General features: G+C 66.2%; 25 protein-coding genes. 10 read left to right on the top strand and 15 right to left on the bottom strand.

Annotation, left to right across the window (positions count from 1 at the left end; translation table 11 throughout):
- Nucleotides 1–132: 132 nt before the first annotated feature.
- Nucleotides 133–1,203: a hypothetical protein gene (locus P9A17_RS26985; RefSeq protein ID WP_278041840.1), complete on the bottom strand. Its 1,071-nt coding sequence runs from the start codon at nt 1,201–1,203 to the stop codon at nt 133–135.
- Nucleotides 1,204–1,452: 249 nt separating this feature from the next.
- The gene (locus P9A17_RS26980; RefSeq protein ID WP_278041839.1) at nt 1,453–2,538 is read right to left on the bottom strand and encodes a zinc-dependent dehydrogenase; all 1,086 of its coding nucleotides are present in this window, start codon (nt 2,536–2,538) and stop codon (nt 1,453–1,455) included.
- Nucleotides 2,539–2,740: 202 nt separating this feature from the next.
- On the opposite strand from P9A17_RS26980, the gene P9A17_RS26975 reads away from it, so the two are divergent.
- Both P9A17_RS26975 and P9A17_RS26970 read left to right on the top strand, forming a co-directional pair.
- Entirely contained in the window at nt 2,741–4,717 is a 1,977-nt protein-coding gene (locus P9A17_RS26975; RefSeq protein ID WP_278041838.1) for a PTS mannitol transporter subunit IICBA, read from the top strand.
- A gap of 23 nt (nt 4,718–4,740) precedes the next feature.
- Nucleotides 4,741–5,499: a DeoR/GlpR family DNA-binding transcription regulator gene (locus P9A17_RS26970; protein ID WP_278041837.1), complete on the top strand. Its 759-nt coding sequence runs from the start codon at nt 4,741–4,743 to the stop codon at nt 5,497–5,499.
- A gap of 3 nt (nt 5,500–5,502) precedes the next feature.
- Here the strand turns inward: P9A17_RS26970 and P9A17_RS26965 are convergent, their stop codons facing one another.
- From P9A17_RS26965 to P9A17_RS26955, 3 genes are read right to left on the bottom strand one after another with little or no spacing between them, the layout of a single operon-like run.
- Complete coding sequence (locus P9A17_RS26965) at nt 5,503–6,054, bottom strand: ferritin (RefSeq protein ID WP_278041836.1); 552 nt, start codon at nt 6,052–6,054, stop codon at nt 5,503–5,505.
- 14 nt (nt 6,055–6,068) lie between these two features.
- Nucleotides 6,069–6,410 (bottom strand): hypothetical protein, encoded by a 342-nt coding sequence (locus P9A17_RS26960; RefSeq protein ID WP_278041835.1) that lies wholly within the window; start codon nt 6,408–6,410, stop codon nt 6,069–6,071.
- Nucleotides 6,411–6,440: 30 nt separating this feature from the next.
- The gene (locus P9A17_RS26955; protein ID WP_278041834.1) at nt 6,441–7,358 is read right to left on the bottom strand and encodes a nitronate monooxygenase; all 918 of its coding nucleotides are present in this window, start codon (nt 7,356–7,358) and stop codon (nt 6,441–6,443) included.
- A gap of 33 nt (nt 7,359–7,391) precedes the next feature.
- On the opposite strand from P9A17_RS26955, the gene P9A17_RS26950 reads away from it, so the two are divergent.
- Entirely contained in the window at nt 7,392–8,462 is a 1,071-nt protein-coding gene (locus tag P9A17_RS26950; protein WP_278041833.1) for a dihydrodipicolinate reductase, read from the top strand.
- On the opposite strand, the gene P9A17_RS26945 is transcribed toward P9A17_RS26950, so the two are convergent.
- A complete protein-coding gene (locus tag P9A17_RS26945; RefSeq protein ID WP_278041832.1) occupies nt 8,459–8,827 on the bottom strand; it encodes a hypothetical protein in 369 nt (122 codons plus the stop codon). The genes P9A17_RS26950 and P9A17_RS26945 overlap by 4 nt on opposite strands.
- A 45-nt stretch (nt 8,828–8,872) precedes the next feature.
- Between P9A17_RS26945 and P9A17_RS26940 the strand changes: the two genes are divergently transcribed.
- A complete protein-coding gene (locus P9A17_RS26940) occupies nt 8,873–9,217 on the top strand; it encodes a DUF732 domain-containing protein (protein ID WP_278041831.1) in 345 nt (114 codons plus the stop codon).
- Between the two features lie 30 nt (nt 9,218–9,247).
- On the opposite strand, the gene P9A17_RS26935 is transcribed toward P9A17_RS26940, so the two are convergent.
- Both P9A17_RS26935 and P9A17_RS26930 read right to left on the bottom strand, forming a co-directional pair.
- Nucleotides 9,248–9,706: a lipoprotein LpqH gene (locus tag P9A17_RS26935; RefSeq protein ID WP_278041830.1), complete on the bottom strand. Its 459-nt coding sequence runs from the start codon at nt 9,704–9,706 to the stop codon at nt 9,248–9,250.
- Nucleotides 9,707–9,781: 75 nt separating this feature from the next.
- Complete coding sequence (locus tag P9A17_RS26930; RefSeq protein ID WP_278041829.1) at nt 9,782–10,237, bottom strand: lipoprotein LpqH; 456 nt, start codon at nt 10,235–10,237, stop codon at nt 9,782–9,784.
- 17 nt (nt 10,238–10,254) lie between these two features.
- On the opposite strand from P9A17_RS26930, the gene tgt reads away from it, so the two are divergent.
- Both tgt and P9A17_RS26920 read left to right on the top strand, forming a co-directional pair.
- Entirely contained in the window at nt 10,255–11,484 is a 1,230-nt protein-coding gene (gene tgt / locus P9A17_RS26925) for a tRNA guanosine(34) transglycosylase Tgt (protein ID WP_278041828.1), read from the top strand.
- Nucleotides 11,485–11,518: 34 nt separating this feature from the next.
- Nucleotides 11,519–12,736: a cytochrome P450 gene (locus P9A17_RS26920; protein WP_278041827.1), complete on the top strand. Its 1,218-nt coding sequence runs from the start codon at nt 11,519–11,521 to the stop codon at nt 12,734–12,736.
- 6 nt (nt 12,737–12,742) lie between these two features.
- Here P9A17_RS26920 and P9A17_RS26915 read toward each other — a convergent pair whose 3' ends face one another.
- The 4 genes from P9A17_RS26915 to P9A17_RS26900 all read right to left on the bottom strand — a co-directional run bounded on the left by P9A17_RS26915 (nt 12,743) and on the right by P9A17_RS26900 (nt 17,435).
- Nucleotides 12,743–14,104, bottom strand: coding sequence for an FAD-dependent oxidoreductase (locus P9A17_RS26915; protein ID WP_278041826.1), 1,362 nt, complete (start codon nt 14,102–14,104; stop codon nt 12,743–12,745).
- A 25-nt stretch (nt 14,105–14,129) separates the two neighbouring features.
- On the bottom strand, nt 14,130–14,885 hold the full coding sequence (locus tag P9A17_RS26910; protein ID WP_278041825.1) for an amino acid ABC transporter ATP-binding protein: 756 nt from the start codon (nt 14,883–14,885) through the stop codon (nt 14,130–14,132).
- A complete protein-coding gene (locus P9A17_RS26905; protein WP_278041824.1) occupies nt 14,882–16,348 on the bottom strand; it encodes an ABC transporter permease subunit in 1,467 nt (488 codons plus the stop codon). The genes P9A17_RS26910 and P9A17_RS26905 overlap by 4 nt, the downstream gene beginning before the upstream one ends.
- Nucleotides 16,349–16,424: 76 nt before the next feature.
- Nucleotides 16,425–17,435 carry a LacI family DNA-binding transcriptional regulator gene (locus P9A17_RS26900; RefSeq protein WP_278041823.1) on the bottom strand — a complete coding sequence of 337 codons (1,011 nt, stop codon included), beginning with the start codon at nt 17,433–17,435 and terminating at the stop codon, nt 16,425–16,427.
- 119 nt (nt 17,436–17,554) lie between these two features.
- Between P9A17_RS26900 and P9A17_RS26895 the strand changes: the two genes are divergently transcribed.
- From P9A17_RS26895 to P9A17_RS26880, 4 genes are read left to right on the top strand one after another with little or no spacing between them, the layout of a single operon-like run.
- Nucleotides 17,555–18,868: an aryl-sulfate sulfotransferase gene (locus P9A17_RS26895; RefSeq protein ID WP_278041822.1), complete on the top strand. Its 1,314-nt coding sequence runs from the start codon at nt 17,555–17,557 to the stop codon at nt 18,866–18,868.
- A complete protein-coding gene (locus P9A17_RS26890; RefSeq protein WP_278041821.1) occupies nt 18,865–19,659 on the top strand; it encodes an ABC transporter permease in 795 nt (264 codons plus the stop codon). The genes P9A17_RS26895 and P9A17_RS26890 overlap by 4 nt, the downstream gene beginning before the upstream one ends.
- A 1-nt stretch (nt 19,660) precedes the next feature.
- Entirely contained in the window at nt 19,661–20,425 is a 765-nt protein-coding gene (locus tag P9A17_RS26885) for an ABC transporter ATP-binding protein (RefSeq protein WP_278041820.1), read from the top strand.
- Nucleotides 20,426–20,457: 32 nt separating this feature from the next.
- The gene (locus tag P9A17_RS26880) at nt 20,458–21,426 is read left to right on the top strand and encodes an ABC transporter substrate-binding protein (protein ID WP_278041819.1); all 969 of its coding nucleotides are present in this window, start codon (nt 20,458–20,460) and stop codon (nt 21,424–21,426) included.
- Here the strand turns inward: P9A17_RS26880 and gluQRS are convergent.
- From gluQRS to fabG, 3 genes are read right to left on the bottom strand one after another with little or no spacing between them, the layout of a single operon-like run.
- Complete coding sequence (gluQRS, locus tag P9A17_RS26875; RefSeq protein WP_278041818.1) at nt 21,408–22,295, bottom strand: tRNA glutamyl-Q(34) synthetase GluQRS; 888 nt, start codon at nt 22,293–22,295, stop codon at nt 21,408–21,410. The genes P9A17_RS26880 and gluQRS overlap by 19 nt on opposite strands.
- Nucleotides 22,292–23,059: a GntR family transcriptional regulator gene (locus tag P9A17_RS26870; protein ID WP_278041817.1), complete on the bottom strand. Its 768-nt coding sequence runs from the start codon at nt 23,057–23,059 to the stop codon at nt 22,292–22,294. Before P9A17_RS26870 ends, gluQRS begins: the two co-directional genes overlap by 4 nt.
- 50 nt (nt 23,060–23,109) lie before the next feature.
- Nucleotides 23,110–23,889 carry a 3-oxoacyl-ACP reductase FabG gene (fabG, locus tag P9A17_RS26865; protein WP_278041815.1) on the bottom strand — a complete coding sequence of 260 codons (780 nt, stop codon included), beginning with the start codon at nt 23,887–23,889 and terminating at the stop codon, nt 23,110–23,112.
- Nucleotides 23,890–23,902: the final 13 nt, after the last annotated feature.

Below are 23,902 nucleotides of genomic sequence, written 5' to 3'. Positions count from 1 at the left end.
GCCAGTCGAACGTTAAATACTCTGCGGCGTCGTGAAGCCAACGCGGAGTCAGCAATTCAACAGCAAACGCTGACGGAGCAGTAATCTACACCACCGTTGAATAAGGAACGATCATTCGCTGGGTGTCGGCGTTTACGACCTTGTGACGCACGGCGAGAGTGCCGCGAAGCCCCCGGCCAGGCAGTGTTGCGAGCCGCTGTTTCCACTGCCGACGGCCGTCGTCATCGCGGGAGCCGCGCGCAGGTTGTTCAAGGTGATCACGACGGCATAGCCGTCGTGATCACCGGTGGTCGTGGTTTCGGTGTTGTACGAATTTCCCAGGGGGACGGTGCCGCTCAACGTCGCCCGCCCGCTGGCGACGAATCCTGACGCCAAAGCAGTGCGGGCTTCCTGCGATGAGAGGTAGGCGTGGCGGGGCAAGCCTTGATAGAAGACGAACTCTTCAGTGCTGAACGAGCCGCTCCAGACGTAACCGCTGCTGGTCTCCACGGGGTCGGGTCCGAAGATCCTGCCGTGATTGTTGGGAAGCAGGAAGAAGTTGTCCGAGTATCCCACCAGAAGGCCCCGCGGCTGTTGCCGGTACAACTCGCCGTCGATGAGTCCGCGAAAACCGGTGCTGTGGATCAGCCGCGCCGGAAATCCAGCGCGGCGCATCGCGGCGTTGAGCCGCCAGGTGGCCTCCAAGGCAGACCTCGACGTCGGGTCGACGATGACGACATTGACGGCCTCAAGGACGGTCCTGCCCTCATACGGCAATCCGCCGTAGTCGGCGATGCCGCCGGTGGAATCGAGCATCCACTTGCCGATGTCGCCGTACTGCGTCACGGCCTCGTCGTCGGGTGAGGGAGGCTCCGGATCGATGTCGGCCGGGGCCACCTCGACCTCATCGGCGGCCACCTCGTCGGCCGCGTCGACCTCATCGGCCCGAGAGCTGTCGCGGTCTGAGGCCGGCGAGGCGCGGCGGACTCCGTCGAGGGAGGACGCCGGTGCAGACGCGGGATCGTCCTCGGCCGACGTGTCCTTCGCGCCGCGATCCGCGATTGCGGACGGGCGCGTGGAGGTTCGCTTGGTGGACGGCGAATCGGTCGCCGACGTGGTGGCACTGTCGTCCGAGCCGGCGGACGCCGGAGTGTCGGCGTAGGCAACCGCCGTACCACTGAGCACGGCCGCCCCGACGCCGAGTGTGACAGCCAGGAGTCCCACCCTGCCCACGTGCACCGACGCGACAGGACCTGTCGACGTTCTCGTCGAATGTTCTTGCCGTGCCGCCAGATACGACACGCTGTGACGACCCATCGCGATGCCCCCATCCCCGATACCGGATTCCTCAGCAAGGTGCCCGCTGTCTCCGGCGAGGGCATCGTATACCCGGAGTCAGGTTTCTGGCAAAGGTTTCGAAAGCTCGGTCTCGGGCCGTGAACGAGGGCTTTCGCAGATCGGGATGCGGCTCGGCTACACCCCGGCGGGTACGTCGGCAGGCGCGGGCTCGACGGTCACCTTGATGGCCTCGCCCTTCTTGACGATCTGGAACGCTTCGAGGACGTCGTCGAGCGGGATGTGGCGGGTGATCAGATCCTTGACCGGAACCTGCCCGGTCGAGATGTACTCCAGCGCCCGCTTGTTGTGTTCGGGCGCGGATCCGTTGGCGCCGTGGATGTGCAACTGCCGGTAGTGCACGACGTTCGAGTCGCAGGTGATCGTCGGGTCGGTCTTGGGCAGGCCGCCGAAGAACGAAATGCGTCCATTGCGGGCCGCCATCGAGATCGCCTGCTCCTGAGCCACATTCGCGGCCGTGGCGGTGATGACGATGTCGGCGCCGCGTCCGCCCGTCAACTCCATGACCTTCTCGACGACGTCGACCTCGGCGGCGTTGATGACGCCGTCCGGGTTCACCGCGTCGGCCGACATCTTCAGCCGCGCGTCGTTGACGTCGACCAGATAGATGGGACCGCACCTGTGCACGCCACGGGCGATCCGGATGTGCATGCAGCCGATCGGGCCGGCGCCGAACACCACAACGGTGTCGCCCTCCTCGATACCCAGCAGCTCCTGTGCGTTGATCGCGCACGCGAACGGTTCGGCGGCCGACGCCTCGTCGAAGCCGACATTGTCCGGAATCCGGTTCAGTCCATCGACTTTGAGCACCTGCCGCGGGACGATCATGAACTCGGCGAAACCGCCGTCGTACTGGTAGCCCATCGACGTCTGGTTCTGGCACACCGCCATCCAGCCCTTACGGCACTCGTGGCATTCACCGCACGGCACCGCCGCGATCACCTGCACGCGGTCGCCGACCTGCCAGTTGCTGCCGTACGTCGCGTTGACGTCGGAGCCCACTTCGACGATCTCGCCCGCGATCTCGTGGCCGATGGTTCGCGGCGGGGTCAGGTTCTGGTGCCCGTTGTAGAAGATCTTGACGTCGGTGCCGCAGGTCGAACAGTTGCGGACGCGCAGCTTGACCTCATCGGGTGCGCAGGTGGGCTCGGGAACATCCTCCAGCCGGACATCTTCGGGGGCGTAGAAGCGCAGGGCTTTCATGGGGGTACTCCTCCTGGCAGGTGCGGCGGGCTGTGTGCTGTGCACCACCTTATCCGCCATCCGGGCACAAAACCACCGAAATCTCTGACCGATATTGCCCGAATGCTTGCACTGATGCCCGTTTATGCGGTGTACTGGGCTTCATAAGCTGAATGTGACCGGTGTCACCCGGCCGCTGACGTCTCACCATCGGAGGACTCGAATGTCGCAAGCGATCCAGGACGCGCCGCCGCGGACCGGGGTACGGGTGCGGGTGCAGAAATTCGGCACCGCGCTGTCGAACATGGTCATGCCCAACATCGGCGCTTTCATCGCCTGGGGTCTGATCACTGCTCTGTTCATCGAGCAGGGCTGGCTGCAGGGGATTTTCGCCGGCCTCAAGAACCCCGACGGTTGGGTCGCCCAGATCGGCGGCTGGGGCTCCTACGACGGTGCCGGAATCGTCGGGCCGATGATCACCTACCTGCTGCCGATCCTCATCGGCTACACCGGCGGCCGGATGGTGCACGGCAACCGCGGTGCGGTGGTCGGCGCGATCGCCACCATCGGCGTCGTCACCGGTGCCGACGTGCCGATGTTCATGGGCGCCATGATCATGGGCCCGCTTGGCGGCTGGGCCATGAAGAAGCTGGACGCGCTGTGGGAAGGCAAGATCCGCCCCGGCTTCGAGATGCTCGTCGACAACTTCTCGGCAGGCATCCTCGGCATGATCCTGGCGATCTTCGGCTTCTTCGCCATCGGCCCGATCGTCTCCGCGTTCACGCGCGGCGCCGGCAACGCGGTCGACTTCCTCGTCGACAACGACCTCCTGCCGCTGACGTCCATCCTGATCGAGCCCGCCAAGGTCCTGTTCCTCAACAATGCGATCAACCACGGTGTGCTGACCCCACTGGGAACCACGCAGGCATTGGAGACGGGCAAGTCGATCCTGTTCCTGCTGGAGACCAACCCCGGCCCCGGCCTCGGAATCCTGTTGGCGTTCATGTTCTTCGGCAAGGGCGCCGCCCGTGCGTCGGCTCCCGGTGCGGCCATCATCCAGTTCTTCGGCGGCATCCACGAGATCTACTTCCCGTATGTGCTGATGAAGCCGAAGCTGATCATCGCCACCATCCTCGGCGGCATGACCGGCGTGTTCATCAACGTGCTGTTCGGTTCGGGCCTGCGTGCACCCGCCGCACCGGGATCGATCATCGCGATCTATGCCCAGACGGCCAGCGGCAGCTTCCTCGGCGTCACACTGTCGGTCGTCGGCGCCACCGCGGTGTCGTTCCTCGTCGCGGCGTTCCTGCTCAAGACCGACAAGGCCGACGACGAACAGGATCTCGCCGCGGCCACCGCGTCGATGGAGTCGATGAAGGGCAAGAAGTCCAGCATCTCAGGGGCGCTGGTCGGCTCCTCCAGTGCCGGACCCATCCGGAGCATCGTCTTCGCCTGCGATGCCGGCATGGGGTCGTCGGCCATGGGAGCGTCGGTGCTGCGCAAGAAGATTCAGCAGGCCGGCTTCGGCGACGTCAACGTGACCAACTCGGCCATCTCCAATCTCACCGACACCTACGACCTGGTCGTGTCGCACCGCGACCTCACCGCGCGGGCCACCCAGAAGACCGGTTCCGCGGTTCACGTCTCCGTCGACGACTTCATGAGCAGCCCGCGCTACGACGAGATCGTCGAGCAGCTCAAGACGACCAACGGCGGTGGCGGTGTCGCGACGGCCGTGATCGAGGAGGACGAGCCGGCCGAAGCGCCAAATGATGAGGTGCTGCCGCTGTCGTCGATCGTGCTGAACGGATCGGCCACGTCGACCGCGGACGCGATCAACGAGGCCGGGCAACTGCTCGTCGCAGCGGGTGCGGTGGAGCCGGCCTACGTCGATGCCATGCACGAACGCGAGAGCTCGATCTCCACCTACATGGGCAACGGTCTGGCGATTCCGCACGGCACCAACGAAGCCAAGGACGCCATCCGCCGCACCGGATTGTCGTTCGTGCGCTACGCCGAGCCGGTGGACTGGAACGGCAAGCCCGCCGAGTTCGTCGTCGGGATCGCCGGTGCGGGCAAGGACCACATGGCACTGCTCACCAAGATCGCCCAGGTGTTCCTCAAAGCCGACGACGTCGCCCGGTTGCGGGAGGCGCAGACGGCCGAGGACATCAGGTCGATCCTGATGGGCGCCGAGTAGCCGCCGAAAAGTAGCCTGTCGTGGTGGATTCCGACACCCGTCAAGGCCGGATCGTCGAATTCGCCCGCACCCGCGGGCGGGTCGACGTCGCCTCGCTCGCGACAGAACTCGACGTCGCGAGCGAGACGATCCGGCGCGACCTGAAGGTGCTGGCGGGCCGCCGTCTCCTCAAACGGGTGCACGGTGGCGCCGTGCCGATGGAGACGGCCGCCTTCGAATCGGGGGTCGAATACCGCAGTCAGGTGGATCTGGCGCAGAAGCACCGGATCGCAGGCGCGGCGACGGAGCTACTGCACGGCGCCGAGACCGTCTATCTCGACGAGGGATTCACGCCGCGGCTCATCGCCGAGCGCCTCTCGGACGAGGACGTGACGGTGGTGACGTCGTCCCTGCTCGCAGCCGAGGCGCTGGCCCACAGCCGCACCGTCACCGTCCTCCTACTCGGTGGGCGGATGCGCGGACGCACCTTGGCCACCGTCGACCACTGGGCCGTGGACATGCTCCGCAGCCTCGTCATCGACGTGGCTTTCGTTGGTACGAACGGGATCTCGCTGGAACACGGGCTGACGACGCCCGACCCCGCCGTCGCCGCGGTGAAGAACGCCGCGGTCACGGTGGCCCGCCGACCCATCCTCGTCGCCGCGCATTCGAAGTTCGGGGAGAGCAGCTTCTGCCGGTTCGCGAAGGTGTCCGACTTCGAATCGATCGTGACCGGTTCCGAACTCGCGCCCAGTGACGCGCGGCGGTACGAGGCTCTCGGCCCGGTCGTGTTGCGGGGCTGAAGCTCAGAAACCGGCGCCCGCGGCCTTCGGTGCCGTCGGGTCGGGAGTGGATGGGCCGTTGAGTTCGCGGGCCACATACGCCTCGAGGTCGAAGATGTTGCCGGCGGCAGTGTCCACGACGGCCAACAATTCGCTCATGCTCGCCACCTCTTCGACCTGCTCCTGCAGAAACCACCCCATGAATCGTTCGCCGAGGAAGTCATTTCCGTCGCGTGCCGCACGCGTCAGATCGGTGATCTGACGCGTCACCTCGTTTTCCTGTTTGAGCGCCAGTTCGACGGCATCGTGGGCCGACTCGAACTTGGTGATCACATCGTCTACGCCGCTGACCTCGACCTCGACATCACGGTCCAGCAGATACTGGACCATCATCATCGCGTGGCTGCGCTCTTCGGTGGCCTGGGAGTAAAAGCGTTGCGCGAGTTGGGGCAAATGATTCGAGTCGAAGTAAATCGCGATGGCAATGTATTGCTGCGAAGCGGTGAATTCTCGACGAATTTGGTCATGGAGCATCTTGTGAAATTCGGCGTGACCTTCGACCATCGCGTTTGCCATACGCGGATAGTACGTCAGTCCTCGATGATCGAGTCGGCCTCGTCATCGCCGGGAACGCGTTCCCGCTCATCGTCGTCGACGACCGTGAAGAACGAATCTCCGTCCTCCGGGGTGCCGTCGATCTGCCCGCGGTTGCGGCGGGTCGGCCGGTCGTCGAGGGGCTCCTCGTCGGGTTCGACATCCGGCTCCTCGGCGGCGAGCTGCTCATCGAGCGTCTGATGTTCCTCGGCCTCGATCCACTTATCAGGTGGATCGACGACGATGTCGCCGTCGTCGTTGCGGACTTCGTCGGAGTCCAGCGATTCACTGGGGCCGAGGGTGTCGTCGGGTCCTGCGTCGTCGTAGTCGCCGTCCATGAACACGAGTGTGCCCTGTCAGCGGACAGCTCAATCGAGTCGAGTACGTGTCTCTTCCAACACCGCCTGGATGTTGCCCCAGGTGCGCCGCACGATCTCGGCGACGGGCTGCAGGTCGGTGATTCGCGACGACACCTGACCGGTGTTGGCGACACTGGCATCGAGGTCGCCGCCGAAGTAGAGATCGGTGATGCGGCCCAGCAGTTGCGCCTGCGGGTCGTGTTCGCCGATGCGCGCGGCGAGCCCGGTGCGCAGCACGCGCATCGTCGGATTGCCGGGGATGTCCAGCATGATCGTCCCGGAGTCGTCGGCAGCGACGATCGCATCCTTGAAGTTCGCGTGCACCGAGGCTTCGACGCTGGCCAGCATGCGCGTGCCCATCTGCAGACCTTCGGCGCCGAGTACCACGGCCGCCGCTGCGGACCGCGCGTCGCAGATGCCGCCCGCGCAGATCAGCGGCAGCACAACACGTTCGGCGATCAGCGGCAGCAGCACCATCGTCGATGCCCCGAGCGCGGACTTGAAACCACCGCCCTCGACACCTTCGACGACCAGTGCGTCGACGCCTGCGTCTGCGGCCTTGAGCGCGCCTTTGAGGGAGCCGACCACGTGCACCACCGTCATGCCGGCGTCGTGCAGTCGGGATGTGAACAACGCCGGGTCACCGGCCGAGGTGAACACGTGCCGCACCCCGGCCGAGGCGAGGACATCGACAATCGACGGGTCCCGCTTCCAGCCCTGGATCATCAGGTTGGCCGCCACCGGGCGGTCGGTCAGGTCGCGCACCCGCAGCAGGTCGGCGCGCCCCTCCTCGGTGAGGGTCTCGATCATTCCGAGGCCGCCGCCTTCGGACACCGCCGCCGCGAGCTCGGCGCGGGCGATGTAGGTCATCGGCGCCTGGACGACCGGATACTCGACGCCGAGCAGTTCCTGAACACGATTGGTCACGGGCGTAACCGTAATCCTGCTACCGTCCGGCCTGTGTATCGGGTGATTCAGTGGGGCACAGGCGCTGTCGGTGCCGAGATGATGACGGCGATCCTGGATCACCCCAAGAACATCGAGCTCGTCGGCGCGAGGGTCTACTCCGAGGACAAGGACGGCGTCGACATCGGGGAGATCCTCGGCCGTCAGCCCATCGGCGTGGTCGCGACCACCGATGTCGACGCCATCCTCGCAGCCGACGCCGACTGCGTGCTCTACACGCCGCGCACCGCCTGCCTCGACGATGTGTGCGCGATCCTGGCCAGCGGGAAAAGCGTTGCGACGACGGCGTTCATGTTCCACCCGCAGCGGATGGCCGCGGCCGACCGGGACAAGGTGCTCGCAGCCTGTAAGAAGGGCGGCAGCTCGGTGCACGGCAGCGGCATCAACCCCGGCAACCTGTCCGGTGTCCTTCCACTGGCGATGACGGGGATGAGCCGCACCGTGGAGAAGGTCACGCTGCAGGAGCGTGCCGACTGGTCGGTGTACGAAAGCACCGGAATCACGTTCGACAACATGGGGTTCGGTGAACCGGTGGAGTCGATCAGTCCGACAGCCACCGACTTCCTGGCGTTCAACAGTTCCATCTTCACCGAGCAGGTGTGGTTCATCGGGGATGCCCTCAACGCCGACCTGGACGATGTCACCGCGACTGTCGAAGCTGTTGCCGCACAGCAGGATCACCAGATCTTCGACCATGTGCTGCGGGCCGGGACGACGGCCGGGCAACGGTGGAACTGGAAGGGTGTGCGCGGCGGCGAGACGTTGGTCGAGATCGAGACGCTGTGGACGGTCGGCAACGAGTACCCGGCGCACTGGCCCAAGCCCCGGCACGGGTGGACGTTGACGATTGAGGGCGATCCATCGATGCAGACCCATTTCTTCTCGCTGGCGAGCTTCACCCGTGAGGCGACGATGGCCGAGCATGTGCGGTCGGCGAACGTCGCGACGGCGATGCAGGTGCTCAACGCCGTTCCCGCGGTGTGTGAGGCGCCGCCCGGGTTCGCGACATCGGCGACCCTGCCGCTGATCTACAGCGGCACCGGCTTCAGCAGGGCTGCGCCCTAGCCGTAGAACATCACGTAATAGTCGGCACTCCACGCGCCGGCGTCGCATTTGAGCGGAATCCCGTCGGGGCTCTGCGCAACCCCCGAGGAGTCGCACGGCGAGCGCAGGGTGCGTATGCCGACCAGTTGTGGCGAGGACACCCACGTACTTTTCGAATTGCAGGCCAGCGTGTTGCCCGACGCGTCGACACCGAAGTTGTAGCGCGTGTTCTGGTTGCAGTGCTCGCCCAGCTGCGCCTCGGTGTTCACATACGGCACGCAGGCTGAACCGTCGCACGGGTAGGGGAGCGCGGAGGCGCTCCCTGCGCCGATGAGCGGCATCGCGAACAGGCCCCCGGCGATCGCCGTCACTGCCATCAGCTTCATGGTCTACACCCTAAGTCGAGGCCGCAGGGCGTAGGGTCATGATCCATGAAGTCGCTGGTAGGGGTTTTATCGGTGGGCCTGATGTCCTCGGCCGCCCTGGTCGCTGCACCGGTGGCGAACGCCGACAGCATCGCCTACCTGGTCAACGTGCACGTCCGTCCCGGCTACAACTTCCCCAATGCGGACGCCGCGATCGCGTACGGCAACTCGATCTGTGCCCGCGTGGCGTCCAAGATGAGCTACACCGATTTGGTCAACCAGGTGAAGGCCGACTTCCACACCACCGACTATTTCCAGGCGGGGTACCTGATCAATCAGGCGGTCAACGAGCTGTGCCCGCCGCAGATCTGGCAGCTTCGGCAATCGGCGGCCGGCTACACGCCCTTCTGAGACATGGCGTGTAGCCGACATCCGGTGTGACTACGGGCAGGTCACCTCGATCTCGAACGGCTTGTTGACCGGCTGCATGGGGTTGGCCATGTCGACGCCGGTTGCGGTGCCCGAGATCTTGTAGGTCTTGTCGTCTTTCTCGACCTTGGCTTCGCCCTGTCCGGCGCCGCTGGCATAGCCGAGCGTGACGCCGTTGACGTTGCCGAGGCCGACCGAGACGACGCTCGGCTCGTCGCCGGTGGTGACGACCGCGCCGACGCCCGTGCTCGCGTCGCCGATCGCGATGTTCGTGTTGCCGCCCATGTCAGAGCACACGACGGTGCCCTTGACCTCCTGGTCGGCGCCGTCGATGGTGACGGTGCTCTTGCCCTCGGCCGAAGCGGCCGAGGAGGTCTCTCCCGACGTCTCCGACTTGTCCGACCCGCAGCCCGACAGGCCTGCGATGATGATCGCTGCGCCACCCACTGCGACGAGGATGTTGCGGTTCATCACGGTTCTCCTTTGTGTCGTGTGATTCGCCGAGACCGGCGATTCATCTCGAGCAGTATGAACACAGAAATGCGGCTAGCACGCGATCTTGATCTGAAAGTTGCCTGTTGTTCGAAAGCTGGGGTTGTCCGTCGCGAAGCCGTCGGCGGTGCCCTGGATGTTGTAGGTGCGTCCCGTCATCGAGACTGACGCCTCGCCGCCGAGGCCGTCGTTGTAGCTGCCGGTGAAACCCCCGAGGTCGAGAATGCCGACCTCGCGAACCACGAGTTCGTCCCGGCTCTGGACCATCGCCGAGATCCCGGGGGCCTCGGGGTTCTTCGGGTCGCCGGTCTTCATGATCATCAGCGTCCCCGCGGGGTCGCACTGCACGAGATCGGTGGTGCCCGCGTCGGCCCCGTTGACGGTGACCTGCGCGGTGCCGGCCACGAGCGTGCCGGGTGCAGGCGTGTACTCGGGCGGCTGCGATGAGCATCCCGCGAGTACGAGTGCGATTGCCGCGACCGACACGGCCCAAGTAAAGCGTGTGCTCACAGTGCAGAATCTACGACGTGCCAGACCCCTTTTTTAGCGTTGACGCAGAACTGACCGGGCAACTCGGCCGCACCGGGACGATCCGAACGCCGCACGGCGACATCCAGACTCCGGCGTTCATCGCGGTCGGCACCCAGGCGACCGTGAAGGCCGTCCTGCCCGAAACCATGAAAGAGGTTGGTGCGCAGGCGGTTCTGGCCAATGCCTACCATCTGTACCTGCAACCGGGGCCTGACATCGTCGACGAGGCGGGCGGACTGGGCGCGTTCATGAACTGGCCGGGGCCGACGTTCACCGACAGCGGCGGTTTCCAGGTCATGTCGCTGGGTGTCGGGTTCAAGAAGGTGCTGGCGATGGACACCGAACGGGTCCAGGCCGACGACATCATCGCCGAGGGGAAGGAGCGGCTGGCTCACGTCGACGACGACGGGGTGACGTTCAGGTCCCATCTGGACGGTTCGACGCACCGCTTCACCCCGGAGGTGTCGATCGGTATCCAGCATCAGCTCGGTGCGGACATCATCTTCGCGTTCGACGAGCTGACCACGCTCGTCAACACCCGCGCCTATCAGGAGAGCTCGGTGCAGCGCACCCACGAGTGGGCGGTGCGGTGCCTGGCCGAGCATCGCCGGTTGTCCGAGGTGCGCTCGCACAAGCCGCCGCAGGCGCTGTTCGGCGTGGTGCAGGGTGCGCAGTACGAGGACTTGCGACGGCAGGCCACGCGCGGGTTGCTGTCGATAGTCGACGACCATGGTGAAGGTTTCGACGGGTACGGGATCGGCGGTGCCCTGGAGAAGCAGAATCTGGCGACCATCGTCGGCTGGGTGACCAGTGAGCTTCCCGCCGACAAGCCCCGGCATCTGCTGGGGATCAGCGAGCCCGATGACCTTTTCGCCGCCGTCGAGGCCGGGGCCGACACGTTCGACTGCGTGTCGCCGTCGCGGGTGGCGCGCAACGCGGCGGTGTACTCGGTGCACGGCCGCTACAACATCACCGGCTCGCGCTACCGCCGTGACTTCACGCCCATCGACGCCGAGTGCGATTGCTACACGTGCGCGAAGTACACCCGGGCGTATCTGCACCACCTGTTTAAGGCCAAGGAGTTCCTGGCCGCCACGCTGTGCACGATCCACAACGAGCGGTTCGTCATCCGCCTGCTCGACGACATCCGGGCCTCGATACCGGCCGGCCGTTTCGACGAACTGCGTGAGCACGTCCTGGGCCGCTACTACGCGACCAAGGTTTGACCTGCGCTCTTCTTAGACGCGTGCACAATAAGGTATGACGACCGCAGCCCAACCGCAGTCATTGCTCGTGCAGATGCTCGATCCGGCGGTGCGGGCAGACCCGTACCCGGTTTACGGCCAGATCCGGGCACAGGGCCCGATGCAGCTGCCTGCCAACAACCTGACGGTGTTCTCGACCTTCGCCGACTGCGACGAGGTGCTGCGGCATCCGGATGCGGCCAGCGACCGGCTGAAGTCCACGGCGGCCCAGCGTGCGATCGCCGACGGCGCGCAGGCGCGCCCATTCGGTCCGCCCGGATTCCTGTTCCTCGACCCGCCGGATCACACGCGCCTGCGCAGGCTCGTCAGCAAGGCGTTCGTCCCGAAAGTCGTCAAGGCGCTCGAACCCGACATCGTCACGATGGTCGACGGACTGCTGCGCGACGCCGGCCCGGAGTGGGACGCGATCGAAGGCCTGGCGTATCCGCTCCCCGTCGCGGTGATCTGCCGCCTGCTCGGGGTCCCACTCGAAGACGAGCCCCAGTTCAGTTCCGCCTCAGCGCTGCTCGCGCAGGGCCTGGATCCGTTCATCACCGTGACGGGCTCGACGGACGGCAATTTCGACGCGCGGATGGAGGCCGGGCTGTGGCTGCGGGGATACCTGCGCGACCTCATCGCCCGACGCCGCCGTGACCCGGGTGACGACCTGATGTCGGGGCTCATCCACGTCGAGGAGTCGGGCGATCAACTCACCGAGGATGAGATCGTCGCGACGTGCAATCTGCTGCTGATCGCCGGGCACGAGACGACGGTGAACCTGATCGCCAATGCGATCCTCGCGCTGTTGCGTGACCGCGACCAGTGGGCGGCGCTCGTGGCCGATCCCGGCCGCGCTGCGACGGTCGTCGAGGAGACGCTGCGCCACGACCCGCCGGTGCAGTTGGTGGGCCGAATTGCCGCACAGGACATGGCAGTTGGTGGAGTAACGGTGCCCAAGGGCGACAACATGCTGTTGCTGACCGCCGCCGCGAACCGCGACCCCGACGCGGTCGAACGGCCCGACGAGTTCGACCCGGACCGGCCGTCGATCCGCCACCTCGGGTTCGGTAAAGGGCCGCACTTCTGCCTCGGCGCCCCGCTCGCGCGGTTGGAAGCCGTTGTCGCGCTGACCGCGCTGACGTCGCGTTTCCCCGACGCCGAACTGGCCACCGAGCCCACCTACAAGGCGAACGTCACACTGCGCGGCATGCAGGAGCTACGGATATCTTTGTGAGACAGGCTATTCCGCGATCGACTCGATGACCTCGCGGGCTGCCCGCTCGCCGGCCTCGACCGCCCCCTCCATGTAGGCGCTCCATTCCGTGGCCGTATCGGTGGACGCCCAGTGGATCGGCCCGATCGGCTCGGCCAGTGCGGCGCCGTAGGTGGTCCACACCAGAGGCCCGCAGTTGGCGTTGTAGCACCCGCGGGTCCACTGGCGGCTGCCCCACTCACCGTCCACATAATGCGTGGGATGGGCGGCCTGCTCACCGAAATGGCGCACCAGTTCGGCCGTCAGCGCCGCGCGGCGTTCTTCCTCCGACCAGTGTCCGTGGGTGCGGGCCTGCTCACCTTCGAGGAACAGAAGGATCACGCCGTGGTCGTCGCCCTGGATGCAGGTGTCATTCGACATGCGTGCCGGCCCGATGTCGGAGATCAGCTGACCGTTGAGTCCGTCGGCGCGCCAGAACGGTTCGTCGTAGATGAAGAACGCCTTCATCGCGGCCGAATTCGGCATCCGCTGCGTGAGCTGATCGCGGTAGCCGGACAGCGGCGGGTCGTACCCGATCCGCCCGGCCAGCGTCGGGGACAGTGCGACGATGACGCGGCGTCCCCTCGCGATACGACCGCCGCGGCAGTGCACGGTGACGCTGTCAGCGTCGTGCTCGATGAGCTGCACCGGCGAATCGAACACCAGATGTTCGGAGATCAGTGCCGCCAGCCGGTTCGGGATCTCCGCGGTACCCCCGACGAAGCGCGTCGTCTGCGCCCCGCCCTCGGACTCGGCGAACAGCTCCGAGGTGACCCCGCAGGTCTGGATTGTGAAGAGCAGATGCAGGAACGACACCTCGACCGTCGGGACGGCGAGAATGCCGACGGTGCAGATTTCCAGCAGCGTCCGCGCCACCGGTGACAGCCCCTGGGCGTCGTACCAGGCGCCTGCGGTGATCGCATCCCACTCGGCCGCGTGCGGTGCGGTCCACGGGGTGGCCGGATTGACCTCGACGGCGAGCTCGTCGAGCCGGCGCAGCACCTTCTCCAGCTCGGCGAGTTCGTCGGCGAAGCGGGAGTGAAAGTCATTGCCCCGCAGCACTCCTGTGCCGGCGAGTTCGTAGGACGTCTCGCCGTCGTCGTACTGCGGGTAGGTTTCGACGCCGAGTTCGGCGGCCAGCGCGAACATCCGGTGGTGGGTGTCGCCGATCCACTGCGCACCGAGTTCCATCGGCAGGCCGCCCAGTTCCTCGGTGAGGATGCGTCCGCCGACCCGGGTGTCGGCCTCCAGGATCAGCGGGGTCAGCCCCGCCGCCAGGACTGTGCGGGCGGCGATTAGGCCCGACAGTCCGGCGCCGACAACGAGAACGTCTGCTTCCTGGGATGCCATAGTCGACACCCTCTCACGATGTTTGCTACAGCGGGTTAAGGATGCGCTGCAAGAACTGCCGCGTCCGCTCCTCTTGAGGGTCCCCGATGACAGCAGCGGGCGGGCCCTGTTCGAGGATCACCCCACGGTCGGTGAACAGCACCTGATCGGAAACTTGCCGGGCGAACTGGATCTCGTGCGTGACGACCACCAGGGTCCAGCCCTCGACCGCCAAATCTTTGATGACGCCGAGCACCTCGCCGACGAGTTCGGGGTCCAGCGCGGAGGTGGGTTCGTCGAAGAGCACGACCTTGGGTTTGAGTGCCAGCGCGCGGGCGATGCCGACACGCTGCTGCTGCCCGCCGGAAAGTTGGAACGGATATTGGTCGCGCTTGTCCTTGAGCCCCACCTGGTCGAGGAGTTCGACCGCTTCCGCCTCGACCTCGGCGCTCGGGCGCTTCTGCGCGACGATCGGTCCCTCGGTGACGTTCTGCAGGACCGTCTTGTGCGGAAACAGGTTGTGCGACTGGAACACGAAACCGCTCTGCGCCCGGTACTTCCTCAGCTGGTCTTTCGGCGTCGGTTTGGCGAAGTCGATCGTGACGTCGCCGACCTGGATCACCCCGGAGTTGGGCACGTCCAGTGCGTTGAGTGCGCGCAGCAGCGTCGTCTTGCCTGAGCCCGATGGTCCGATGATCGCTGTCGCGGTCCCGCGCGGCACCGTGAACGAAACCCCTTTGAGGACTTCGAGTTCGCCGAATGCCTTGCGTACGTCCTGAGCGACGATCCGGTCGTCTGTCATTTCGCCACGTACCTCTCCAGTCGGCGTTCGAATCTGGCCTGCCCGAACGAGAGAACCAGGCAGATCACCCAGTAGTAGACGGCCGCGGTGCCATAGAGCGCGAAGAACTCGAACGTCGGCGCCGCGACGATCTGCGCCTGACGGAGCAGCTCGGTCACCAGGATCGTCGACGCCAGCGACGTGTCCTTCACCAGAGAGATGAGCGTGTTCGACAGCGGAGGCACCGCGACGCGGGTGGCCTGCGGCAGGATGATCCGGCGCAGCGAGCCGACGTAGTTCAGGCCGATCGTCTCGGCCGCCTCCCACTGGCCCTTCGGGATGCTCTGGATCGCCGAGCGGATGATCTCCGCCCCGTATCCGCCGACGTTGAGGCTGAACGCGATGACGGCGGCCGGGAACGGGTCGATCCTGACGCCGAACTCGGGCAGCGCGAAGAACACGATGAACAGCTGCACCAGCAGCGGGGTCCCGCGGATCACCGAGATGTAGAAGCGTGCGAGATTCGACAGCGCCAGGTTCGACGACAGCCGCGCCAACGCGACGGCCAGCGCAATGACCAGACCGATGATGAAGCTGATGATCGTCAGCGGGATGGTCATCGTCAGGGCCGCCTTGGCCAGCGGCCACAGGTTGTCGAGAACCAGTTGCCACGCCGAGCGGGGCTGCGTCACGGGCGCGTCCTGGCCGCCGGACGCGTTGGTCTTCAAGTACTTCTGGGAGATCTCAGCCAGAGTGCCGTCGGCCTTGAGGTCTTCGATCGCCTTGTTGAGGTCGGGCAGAAGACCGCTGTTCTTGCGGGCCGCGAACCCCTGCTCGCTCTTCTCACCGGTGCTGCCCGCGATCTTGACCGAGGTGTCGCCGGTGCTGGCCAGGTAGTCATAGATCGACAGGCTGTCGTTGACCACCACATCGACACGGCCCTGACTGAGCAGCGCCATCGCCTGAGTCAGTCCCTCCACCGATTCGATGCGGGCGCCGGCATCGCTGGCGACCTGGGCCCAGTTGCTGGTGGTGCTCTGCGCGGCGGTCTTGCCTTTCAGGTCAGCCAGTGAGGTGATCGAGTTGTCGTCGGCGCGCGTGACAATGACGCCTTCACCGATGGCGTACGGCTCCGACAGGTCGTACTTCTGCTGGCGTTCCGGGGTGATGGTCACCTGGTTGGCGACGACGTCGAAGCGGTTGGCCTCCAACGCGGCGAAGATGGAGTCCCACGGCGTCTCGACGAATTCGACGTTGACACCGAGCTTTTCGCCGACTGCGCGGGCGACGTCGACGTCATAGCCGGTGAGCTGACCCGTCGCGGGGTCGTGATAGCTGAACGGCGCGTAGGTGCCCTCGGTGCCGACCCGCAGCACACCGCTGGATTCGACTTGGTTCTCGGCGTTACCCGAAGACCCGCACGACGTCAGCAGCACAGCGAGTACCGCGACAACAGCCAGCAGGACTCTTCGTGGGTAACGCATCGGCGCACCGTAACAACCCGTGCGCGTACGCCAAAGAGTTCTGCTCACGTAGGGCGGTATACCCGGATCAGCCGCGCTACGAGCAGCCACAGCTCGCGGCGACCGCGAGGCTGACGTCGGAGAGGACGCCGGGGTCGGCGCGGTCGGCCGAGGTGCGCAGGGCGAGGTCGATCGAGCGGCGGGCGATCTCGCCGATGTCCTGCTGCACGGCGGTGAGCGAAAGCGGCGCGTAGGCGTTTCGCGCATCGGCGTCGAACGTGACGACGGGGACGTCTTCAGGCACCCGGACTGCGGCATCGGCGAGAGCGCGCAGCACCGCGGCGGACTGAAGGAAGGTCCCGACGACGATCCCGTCTGGAACGCCGTCGTGCGCAAGTGACTGTCCGACGGCCTGGTATGCACCCGCGAGCGTCAGGTCGGTGGTCACGTGCCGGTGGCCGGCGCCGACGACCGACGTGAAACCAACGTATCGCTCTCGCACGGTATCGCGATCACCGTGCTGGACGTGTTCATCGGTGAAGCCGCCCACGAACAGCGGCGCCTCGCAGCCGTGGACCTCGGTGAGGTGGTGGGCTGCCAGCGCGCCCGCACGAACGTGGTCGCTGCACACGCGGTGCGGTCCCACGATCCCGCGATTGTTGTGCAGCCAGACCAACGGGACGCGCGAGGGAACGCACGCCGCGGAAAGTGCACGGCCGTCGGCGATTCCGGCAACGAGGAGGGCGTCGACCCCAGCATCGACGAACGAGCGGGCGAGGCTTCGCTCCACGCTCGCGTCGAACCTGGTGTTGCCGATCAGGACGAGTTGATTCCGGTCTCTGGCCACGGCTTCGATGGCGCCCGCGAGCATGCCGTAGAACGGCAGCGTGACGTCGGGCAGCAGCAGGCCGACCTGGCCCCACTGGGACTTGCGGCGCAGCGCCCGGGCGTGCCGGTCCGGCCGATAGTCGAGTTCAGAGATCGCCTCCAGCACCCGCGTGCGCAGCGCGTCGGACACCGGCTTTGATCCCGGGTTCAAGACATAGCTCACCACCGCCGTCGATGTGCCAGCGTGGCGCGCGACGTCGACCATGGTCACTCGTTTCACGCCGATCATCACCCCCGTCGGTCTGTGGACGATACGCGGTTCTGAGCTCACGCTAATCGTTTAGATCGAGGCGATTGCAAACCTCGCTAGGCGCCGACGGCCCCGGTAGACATCGCCCTATGGCTTTGGCTCGACTCAGCGGCGTGACGTTTCACGACCCCGATGCGGCATGGCGCGGCTTCGTTCTCTACACGGCAGCCGACGGCGTCACCCGTCTCATCGATCTGACCGGCGAGGTTCGCAACGAATGGCCTCACCCGGGGGTGCCTGCGCGAATCATCGACCCCGCGCTCAACGGCGGAGTTCTCGGCGAGGTCGGATTGCAGCTTTCGGCGGTGCCGGACTCGCAGGGTGGCATCTACGCCAACCGCACAGTGGGCCGTGTGTCATGGACGGGCGACACACTCTGGGAGTGGGGCGCAGAGGCGCCAGGTGGGGCCGCACGTCAGAACCACGACTGGGAGTTGCTGCCCAACGGCAACACGCTTCTGCTCGTCACCATCCCCCGTGTCGTACCCGCGCTCGGCGATCAGGTCGTCGGTGACCAGGGCCTCTACGAGGTGTCACCTGACGGGGACATCGTGTGGCAATGGCTCGCGGGTGATCATCTCGACGAATTCGGCTTCAGTACCGAGGGATTCGGCCAACTCAAGGCGGCGGCGAACAGGGATCCGGACGGCCCGTGGGGCTACCTGGAGATCAACAGCGCCAAAGCCGTTGGCCCCAACCGGTGGCATCGCTCCGACCCCGATTCGGTCTTCCAGCCCGACAATATCGTCATCGGGCTGCGCAAGGCGAACATCATCGCGCTCATCGACCGCGGCAGCGGTCACATCGCATGGCGGCTGGGACCCTACTTCCCGGCGACGCCCGGCGCCGAACACCAGCGGATCGTCGACCACCGCCTGCCGAGGCCGCTTGATCAGATCTCAGGCCAGCACAACCCGCATATCATCGCCGAAGGCCTGCCGGGCGCGGGCAACCTGCTGATCTTCGACAACCAGGGTGGCGCGGGCTACCCGTCGGCCCCGCTGGGGATCTACGCGGGATCACGTGTGCTCGAGGTGGATCCGATCAGCCAGGACATCGTGTGGCAGTACACCGCCGAGGACTCCGGGCAGCCGCCGTGGACGTTCTTCAGCTCGTTTGTGAGCAATGCGCAACGACTGCCGAATGGAAACACGCTCATCACCGAGGGGATGCAGGGCCGCATCTTCCAGGTGACCCCCGATGGGCGGATCGTCTGGGAGTATCTGACGCCGTTCGACGGCAAGGGCGTCGCGGGTGAGCCCGAAGTGACGACCCTTCGGGTGCCGGGTGTGGACCGGCTGACCGAGACGCACATGATTTACCGCTCCCAAGCGGTGCCCTTGGATTGGGTTCCCCCGGGCACACCGCATTCGGAGGCGGCGGTCGATCGGAGGTCCGGTTGAGCTCATCGACGAGAGCCTCCCCGGCGACGCGCAGGGGTTTCGGCCGGGCCGGCGCTCTCGCCGTCGGACTGGTGCTGGTGGCGCTGGCTTGGTCCGCTGTGGCGGCGACCGGTGTCTTCCCCCGATCCCTCTTCCCGCCGCTGACCGACGTGGGCAAGGCGGGATGGTCCATGTTCACCGCGGGGGAACTGATTCCCGACATCATGGCCAGCTTGCTGCGCGCTGCAACGGGTTTCGCCATTGGTGCCACGGCGGGCTTCCTGCTGGCCATCGCCACGGCCGCAACCACCACCGGACGCCTGGTGATGCAACCGGTCCTGCGGTTGTTCGCGCCGATCCCGACGATCGGGTTGGTGCCGCTGGCGATCCTGTGGTTCGGGCTCGGGGAGGAGAGCAAGGCCATCGTCGTCGCGCTCGGAGTCTTCGTGCCGGTGTGGATCAACAGCCACGCAGGGCTGGCGACGACACCGACGGACTTTCTCCAGGCCGCGCGCTGCCTTGGCGCCACCCGCTGGGACACGTTGACCCGCATCGTAATTCCCGAGGCCACGCCCGACATCGTGGCCGGACTGCGGGTGGGCGCGGCGATGGCCTTCGTGCTGATCGTGGTCGCGGAGATGACGGGTACCACCAACGGGCTGGGCTACCGCATCTACCAGTCCCAGCTCTTCTCGCAGGCCGACCGCCTGATCTTCTGCCTTGTGGTGTTGGGCATCCTCGGTGCCGCGGTCGACCAGCTGCTGGCTCGCGCGACGGCTCCGTTGACCCGCTGGGCCGAGCAGGAGCGTTGACATGACTCTGCAGGCACACGATGTGACGGTCGTCCACGACGGTGCGACGACGCCTGCGTTGAAGGACGTCAGCGTGGAGTTCGGTGAGGGGTCATTCACCGTGCTGGTGGGCCCGTCGGGCAGTGGCAAGTCGACCCTGCTGTACTGCCTGGCAGGCCTACTGTCGCCGACGTCAGGACGGGTGACCGACGATGGTGAGCTTGTCCAGCGGCCGGATCCTCGACGTGGCATGGCATTTCAACGCGACATTCTCTTTCCATGGATGAGCGTCGAGTCCAATCTGGTGTTCGCACTGCGTGCCAAAGGTGTGCCCGCCCGGGAGCGCGGCCGGCGCGTCCGAGAACTTCTTGACTCCGTCGGGCTATCACCCGACGTGGCGCGGCAACGACCGAATCAGCTTTCCGGGGGGATGCGTCAACGCGTGGGCCTGGCGCGCGTACTGGCCGGCGAGCCCGATGTGATGCTGATGGACGAGCCGTTCGCCGCACTCGATGCTCAAACCCGTTTGCGTATGCAGGATCTTGTGGTCGATCTATGGTCTCGACTGCGCCGCACGGTCGTCTTCGTCACGCACGATGTCGACGAGGCGATCCGGCTCTCCGACCGCATCGTGGTGCTCGGCGACGGCGCCGTGCGGACGTCGATCGACAACCCACTTCCGCGGCCGCGGCCCGCTGACAGTCTGGCTGATCTCGGCGGCTACAGCGATCTGCGGCGCAGGCTGCATCACGAACTGCAACCGCAGACCGACTTCCAGAAGCTCTGATTCCCAACACCACCCACCCGAGGAGTAACCCGATGCGAAAATTCAGCCTGAGAACCGTGGGGGCGCTGATCGCCACCCTTGCCATCGCTGTCGCCGGATTGACCGGCTGCAGCAGCTCATCCTCTGAGGAGGCACGTGAGCTGACCGTCGGCTTCGTCGTCGATCCATCGTGGGCACACATCCCGGTCGCGCAGCAGGAAGGCTACTTCACCGACCACGGCATCACGGTCAAGGTAGTGAACTTCTCCACGGGAGTCGAAGCGCTGCAAGCACTTACGGCGGGCCAGGTGGATGTCACCACCGCTGCGGCCGTGCCGACGTCCGCGGCGGTCATCAAGTCGCCCAACCTGCGGATCGCGGCAGACGGCTCCCGCTGGAACGGGTTCCGCTTGGTTGCCCGTAAGGAGTCCGGGATCGCGTCGCTGGCGGATCTGGACGGCAAGCGGATCGGCACACCGCTGGGTACCAGTGGCGCGTACTTCGCGTCCAAGGTCATTGAAGGTTCTGGCACGGATGCAGAACTCATCCAGGTGGCGCCGCCCGCGATCGTGACGGCGGCGACCCAGGGCGACGTGGACGCGGTCTCGATCTTCCAGCCGTATCAGGCACAGACCATCGCGGCACTCGGCGCCGACGCCGTCGTTCTGGAGCCACCCGGCGGAGCCATTGTCGATCACTGCCTGTTCGTGACGACGGAGACTGCGGCCAAGGACCGCAGCGCCGACCTTGCGGCGTTCTTCGACGCGTTGAGCGATGCCGGCAAGGATCTCACCGAGCAGACCGACGCGAGTGTGTCCGCCGTCGCCGACGCGACCAAATTGGACCCCGCCCTGGTGAAGGATGTGCTGTCCGGATACGACTTCACACTGCAACTGAAGCCGGAACTCGCCGACGATCTGGCCTCGCTGGGTGCATGGGCTCAGGAGAACGGCAAGATCGACGCGAACGTGGCGTTGCCCGATTACAAACAGTTCCTCGACACTCAATTCGTCGCGGGGTAGATCCACGGTTCGCGCGGTAATCGCGTCGGAACGAACTCGTCGAGCATGCCGTCGATGGTTCGCGCGGCATACCCGAGCGAGTCGGCGATCTGGGCCAACGCTTGCGGCACGCCGATCTCGGCGAGTGTGACCGCGCCGTCGCGTTTGGCCAGCCGCGCGCCATCGGCATTGAGCACCAGCGGAACGTGGGCGTACACCGGCACCGGATGGCCGAGCAGTCGGGCGAGATACGCCTGCCGGGGTGAGGACGACAGCAGGTCGTCGCCGCGCACCACCTGGTCGATGCCGGAAGCGGCGTCGTCGACGACGACCGCAAGGTTGTAGGCGGGAACCCCGTCGCCGCGGCGGACGACGAAATCGTCGACCAGGCCGGTGTAGTCGCCGTGCAGCACGTCGTGCACGGTGAACTCGGTAGTGTCGGTGCGCAGCCGCAGCGCGGGCGGCCGACCCGTCTCCTGCCTGCGCAGTTCACGTTCGGCGTCGGAGAGGTCCCGGCAGGTGCCCGGGTAGGCGCCTTCGGGTGCGTGGGGCGCGCGCGGTGCCTGTGCGATATCCCTTCGTGTGCAATAGCATTCGAACAGCAATCCGCGATCTTTCAGGTCGTCGACGACCGATTCGTAGCGTTGCGCATGCGTGGTCTGCCGGGCCGCCGGCCCGTCCCACGTGATGCCGATGGCGGCCAGGTCCGACAGTTGGCGTTCGGCGATGTCGGTGTGGGTGCGGTCGTCGAGGTCCTCGACGCGCATCAGGAACCCGCGGCCCGTCGAGCGGGCGAAGAGCCACGCCAGCACGGCCGTGCGCAGATTGCCGATGTGCAGGTCGGCCGACGGGCTCGGTGCGAACCTGCCCGCTCCGGGTGTGCTCGTCACCCCGCCTGACTCTGCAACGCCACCGACGCGGCTGCGACCGATGGGGCGGCGCCGACGCCGCGGCCCTGCGCGGTGACAGCAAGCCTCGTCCGGTCACCGCGGAACAGGTCGCGGGAGAACTCGCAGGCGGTTCCGCTCTGGTCGTAGCTGACCCGGGTGATCAGCAGCAGCGCCGATTTCGGTTTGATCCCAAGGATTTTGGCCTCTTCGGTGGTGGCGTTGACGGCTTCGATGTGCTCGTCGGCGCGTGCGGTGACCAGTCCGTAGCGTGACTCCAGAATCTCGTACAGCGACCCGCCCAGCTGCTGCTCGAGCAGGCCCGGGAACGCGTCGGCCGGGAACTGTGCCAACTCCAACGAGATCGGGGAGCCGTCGGCGAGCCGCACCCGCTGGATCTCGACGACGAAATCGTCGGCGGTGATCCCGAGGGCCACCCGCGTCGTCGCGTCGGGCGCACAGATCTTCGTGCTCAGCACCCGCGTCCCGGCGACGTAGCCCTGGCTGGCCAGGAACGCCGGAACCCCGACGACGTCGGTGAGGTTGCGCTGAACCTGGGCGTGACTGATGAAGATCCCCCCGGACCGGCCGATCACCCGGTCGATGAGGCCGGCTTCCTCCAGTGCGGCGAGCACCTGGCGGAGGCTCGACCTGCTGGTCCGGTAGTGCTCGGCGAGCTCGCGCTCACTGCCGAGCTTGGTACCGGGGACACCCGCGTTGATCTCGGCGACGATCCGGCGACGCAGCTCTTCGGTTTGCGTGGGCACCGGACCTCCTGGCCGCCGAATTTGGTATGACCAAATCTAGGATATGCCCTTCAGAGATCGGCGAGTGCCTCCGGCGATTCCGGCAGGATCTGGCCTCCGTCGACGATCAGCGATTGGCCGGTGATGTAGGCCGCCTCGTCGGTGGCGAAGAACAGCGCGGCGTTGCCGATGTCGGCGACGGCGCCCAGCTTGCCCGCCGGCACCGATGCGGCCATCTGATCCATGTAGGTCTGCCCCATCTCGATCAGGCCTTCGGTGATGATGTTGCCCGGCAGGACCGCGTTCACGGTGATCTTCTTGGGGGCCAGTTCGATCGCCGCGGTGCGCAGGAAGCCCAGCTGTGCGGCCTTGCTCGCGCCGTAGTGCGACCATCCGGGAAACCCGGTGACGGGACCGGTGATCGACGACGTGATGACCACGCGGCCGTGCCCGCTGGCAGTCAGGGCGTCCAGTGCTGCCTGCACGATGTAGACGGTGCCCTTGAAGTTGACGCCCATCACCTGCTCGATGTCGTCGGGGGTGAGGTCGGCCAGCCGGCCCGACGGGAAGATACCGGCGTTGGCACACACGATGTCGAGGCCGCCGTTGCGTTCGACTGCCGTGGCGACCACGCGGCGGCAGTCCTCAGGGCTGGTCACGTCGGCGGTCACGCCGGTGACGGAGCCACTTGCGTCCGCCAAATCGGCCACCGTGGCGTCGATGTCGGCTTGGGTGCGTCCCGTGATGACCACGTTGACACCGGCGCGGGCGAAGGTCTCGGCGATGCCGCGGCCGATGCCTTTGCTTCCACCGGTGACGATTGCCGAACGGCCCTGCAGTGAATTGAACATGTGCGGTGACGCC

It is taken from the genome of Mycobacterium sp. 236(2023) (assembly GCF_029623955.1).
Lineage (GTDB): Bacteria > Actinomycetota > Actinomycetes > Mycobacteriales > Mycobacteriaceae > Mycobacterium.
This window is presented reverse-complemented; position numbering and strand designations above follow the sequence as displayed.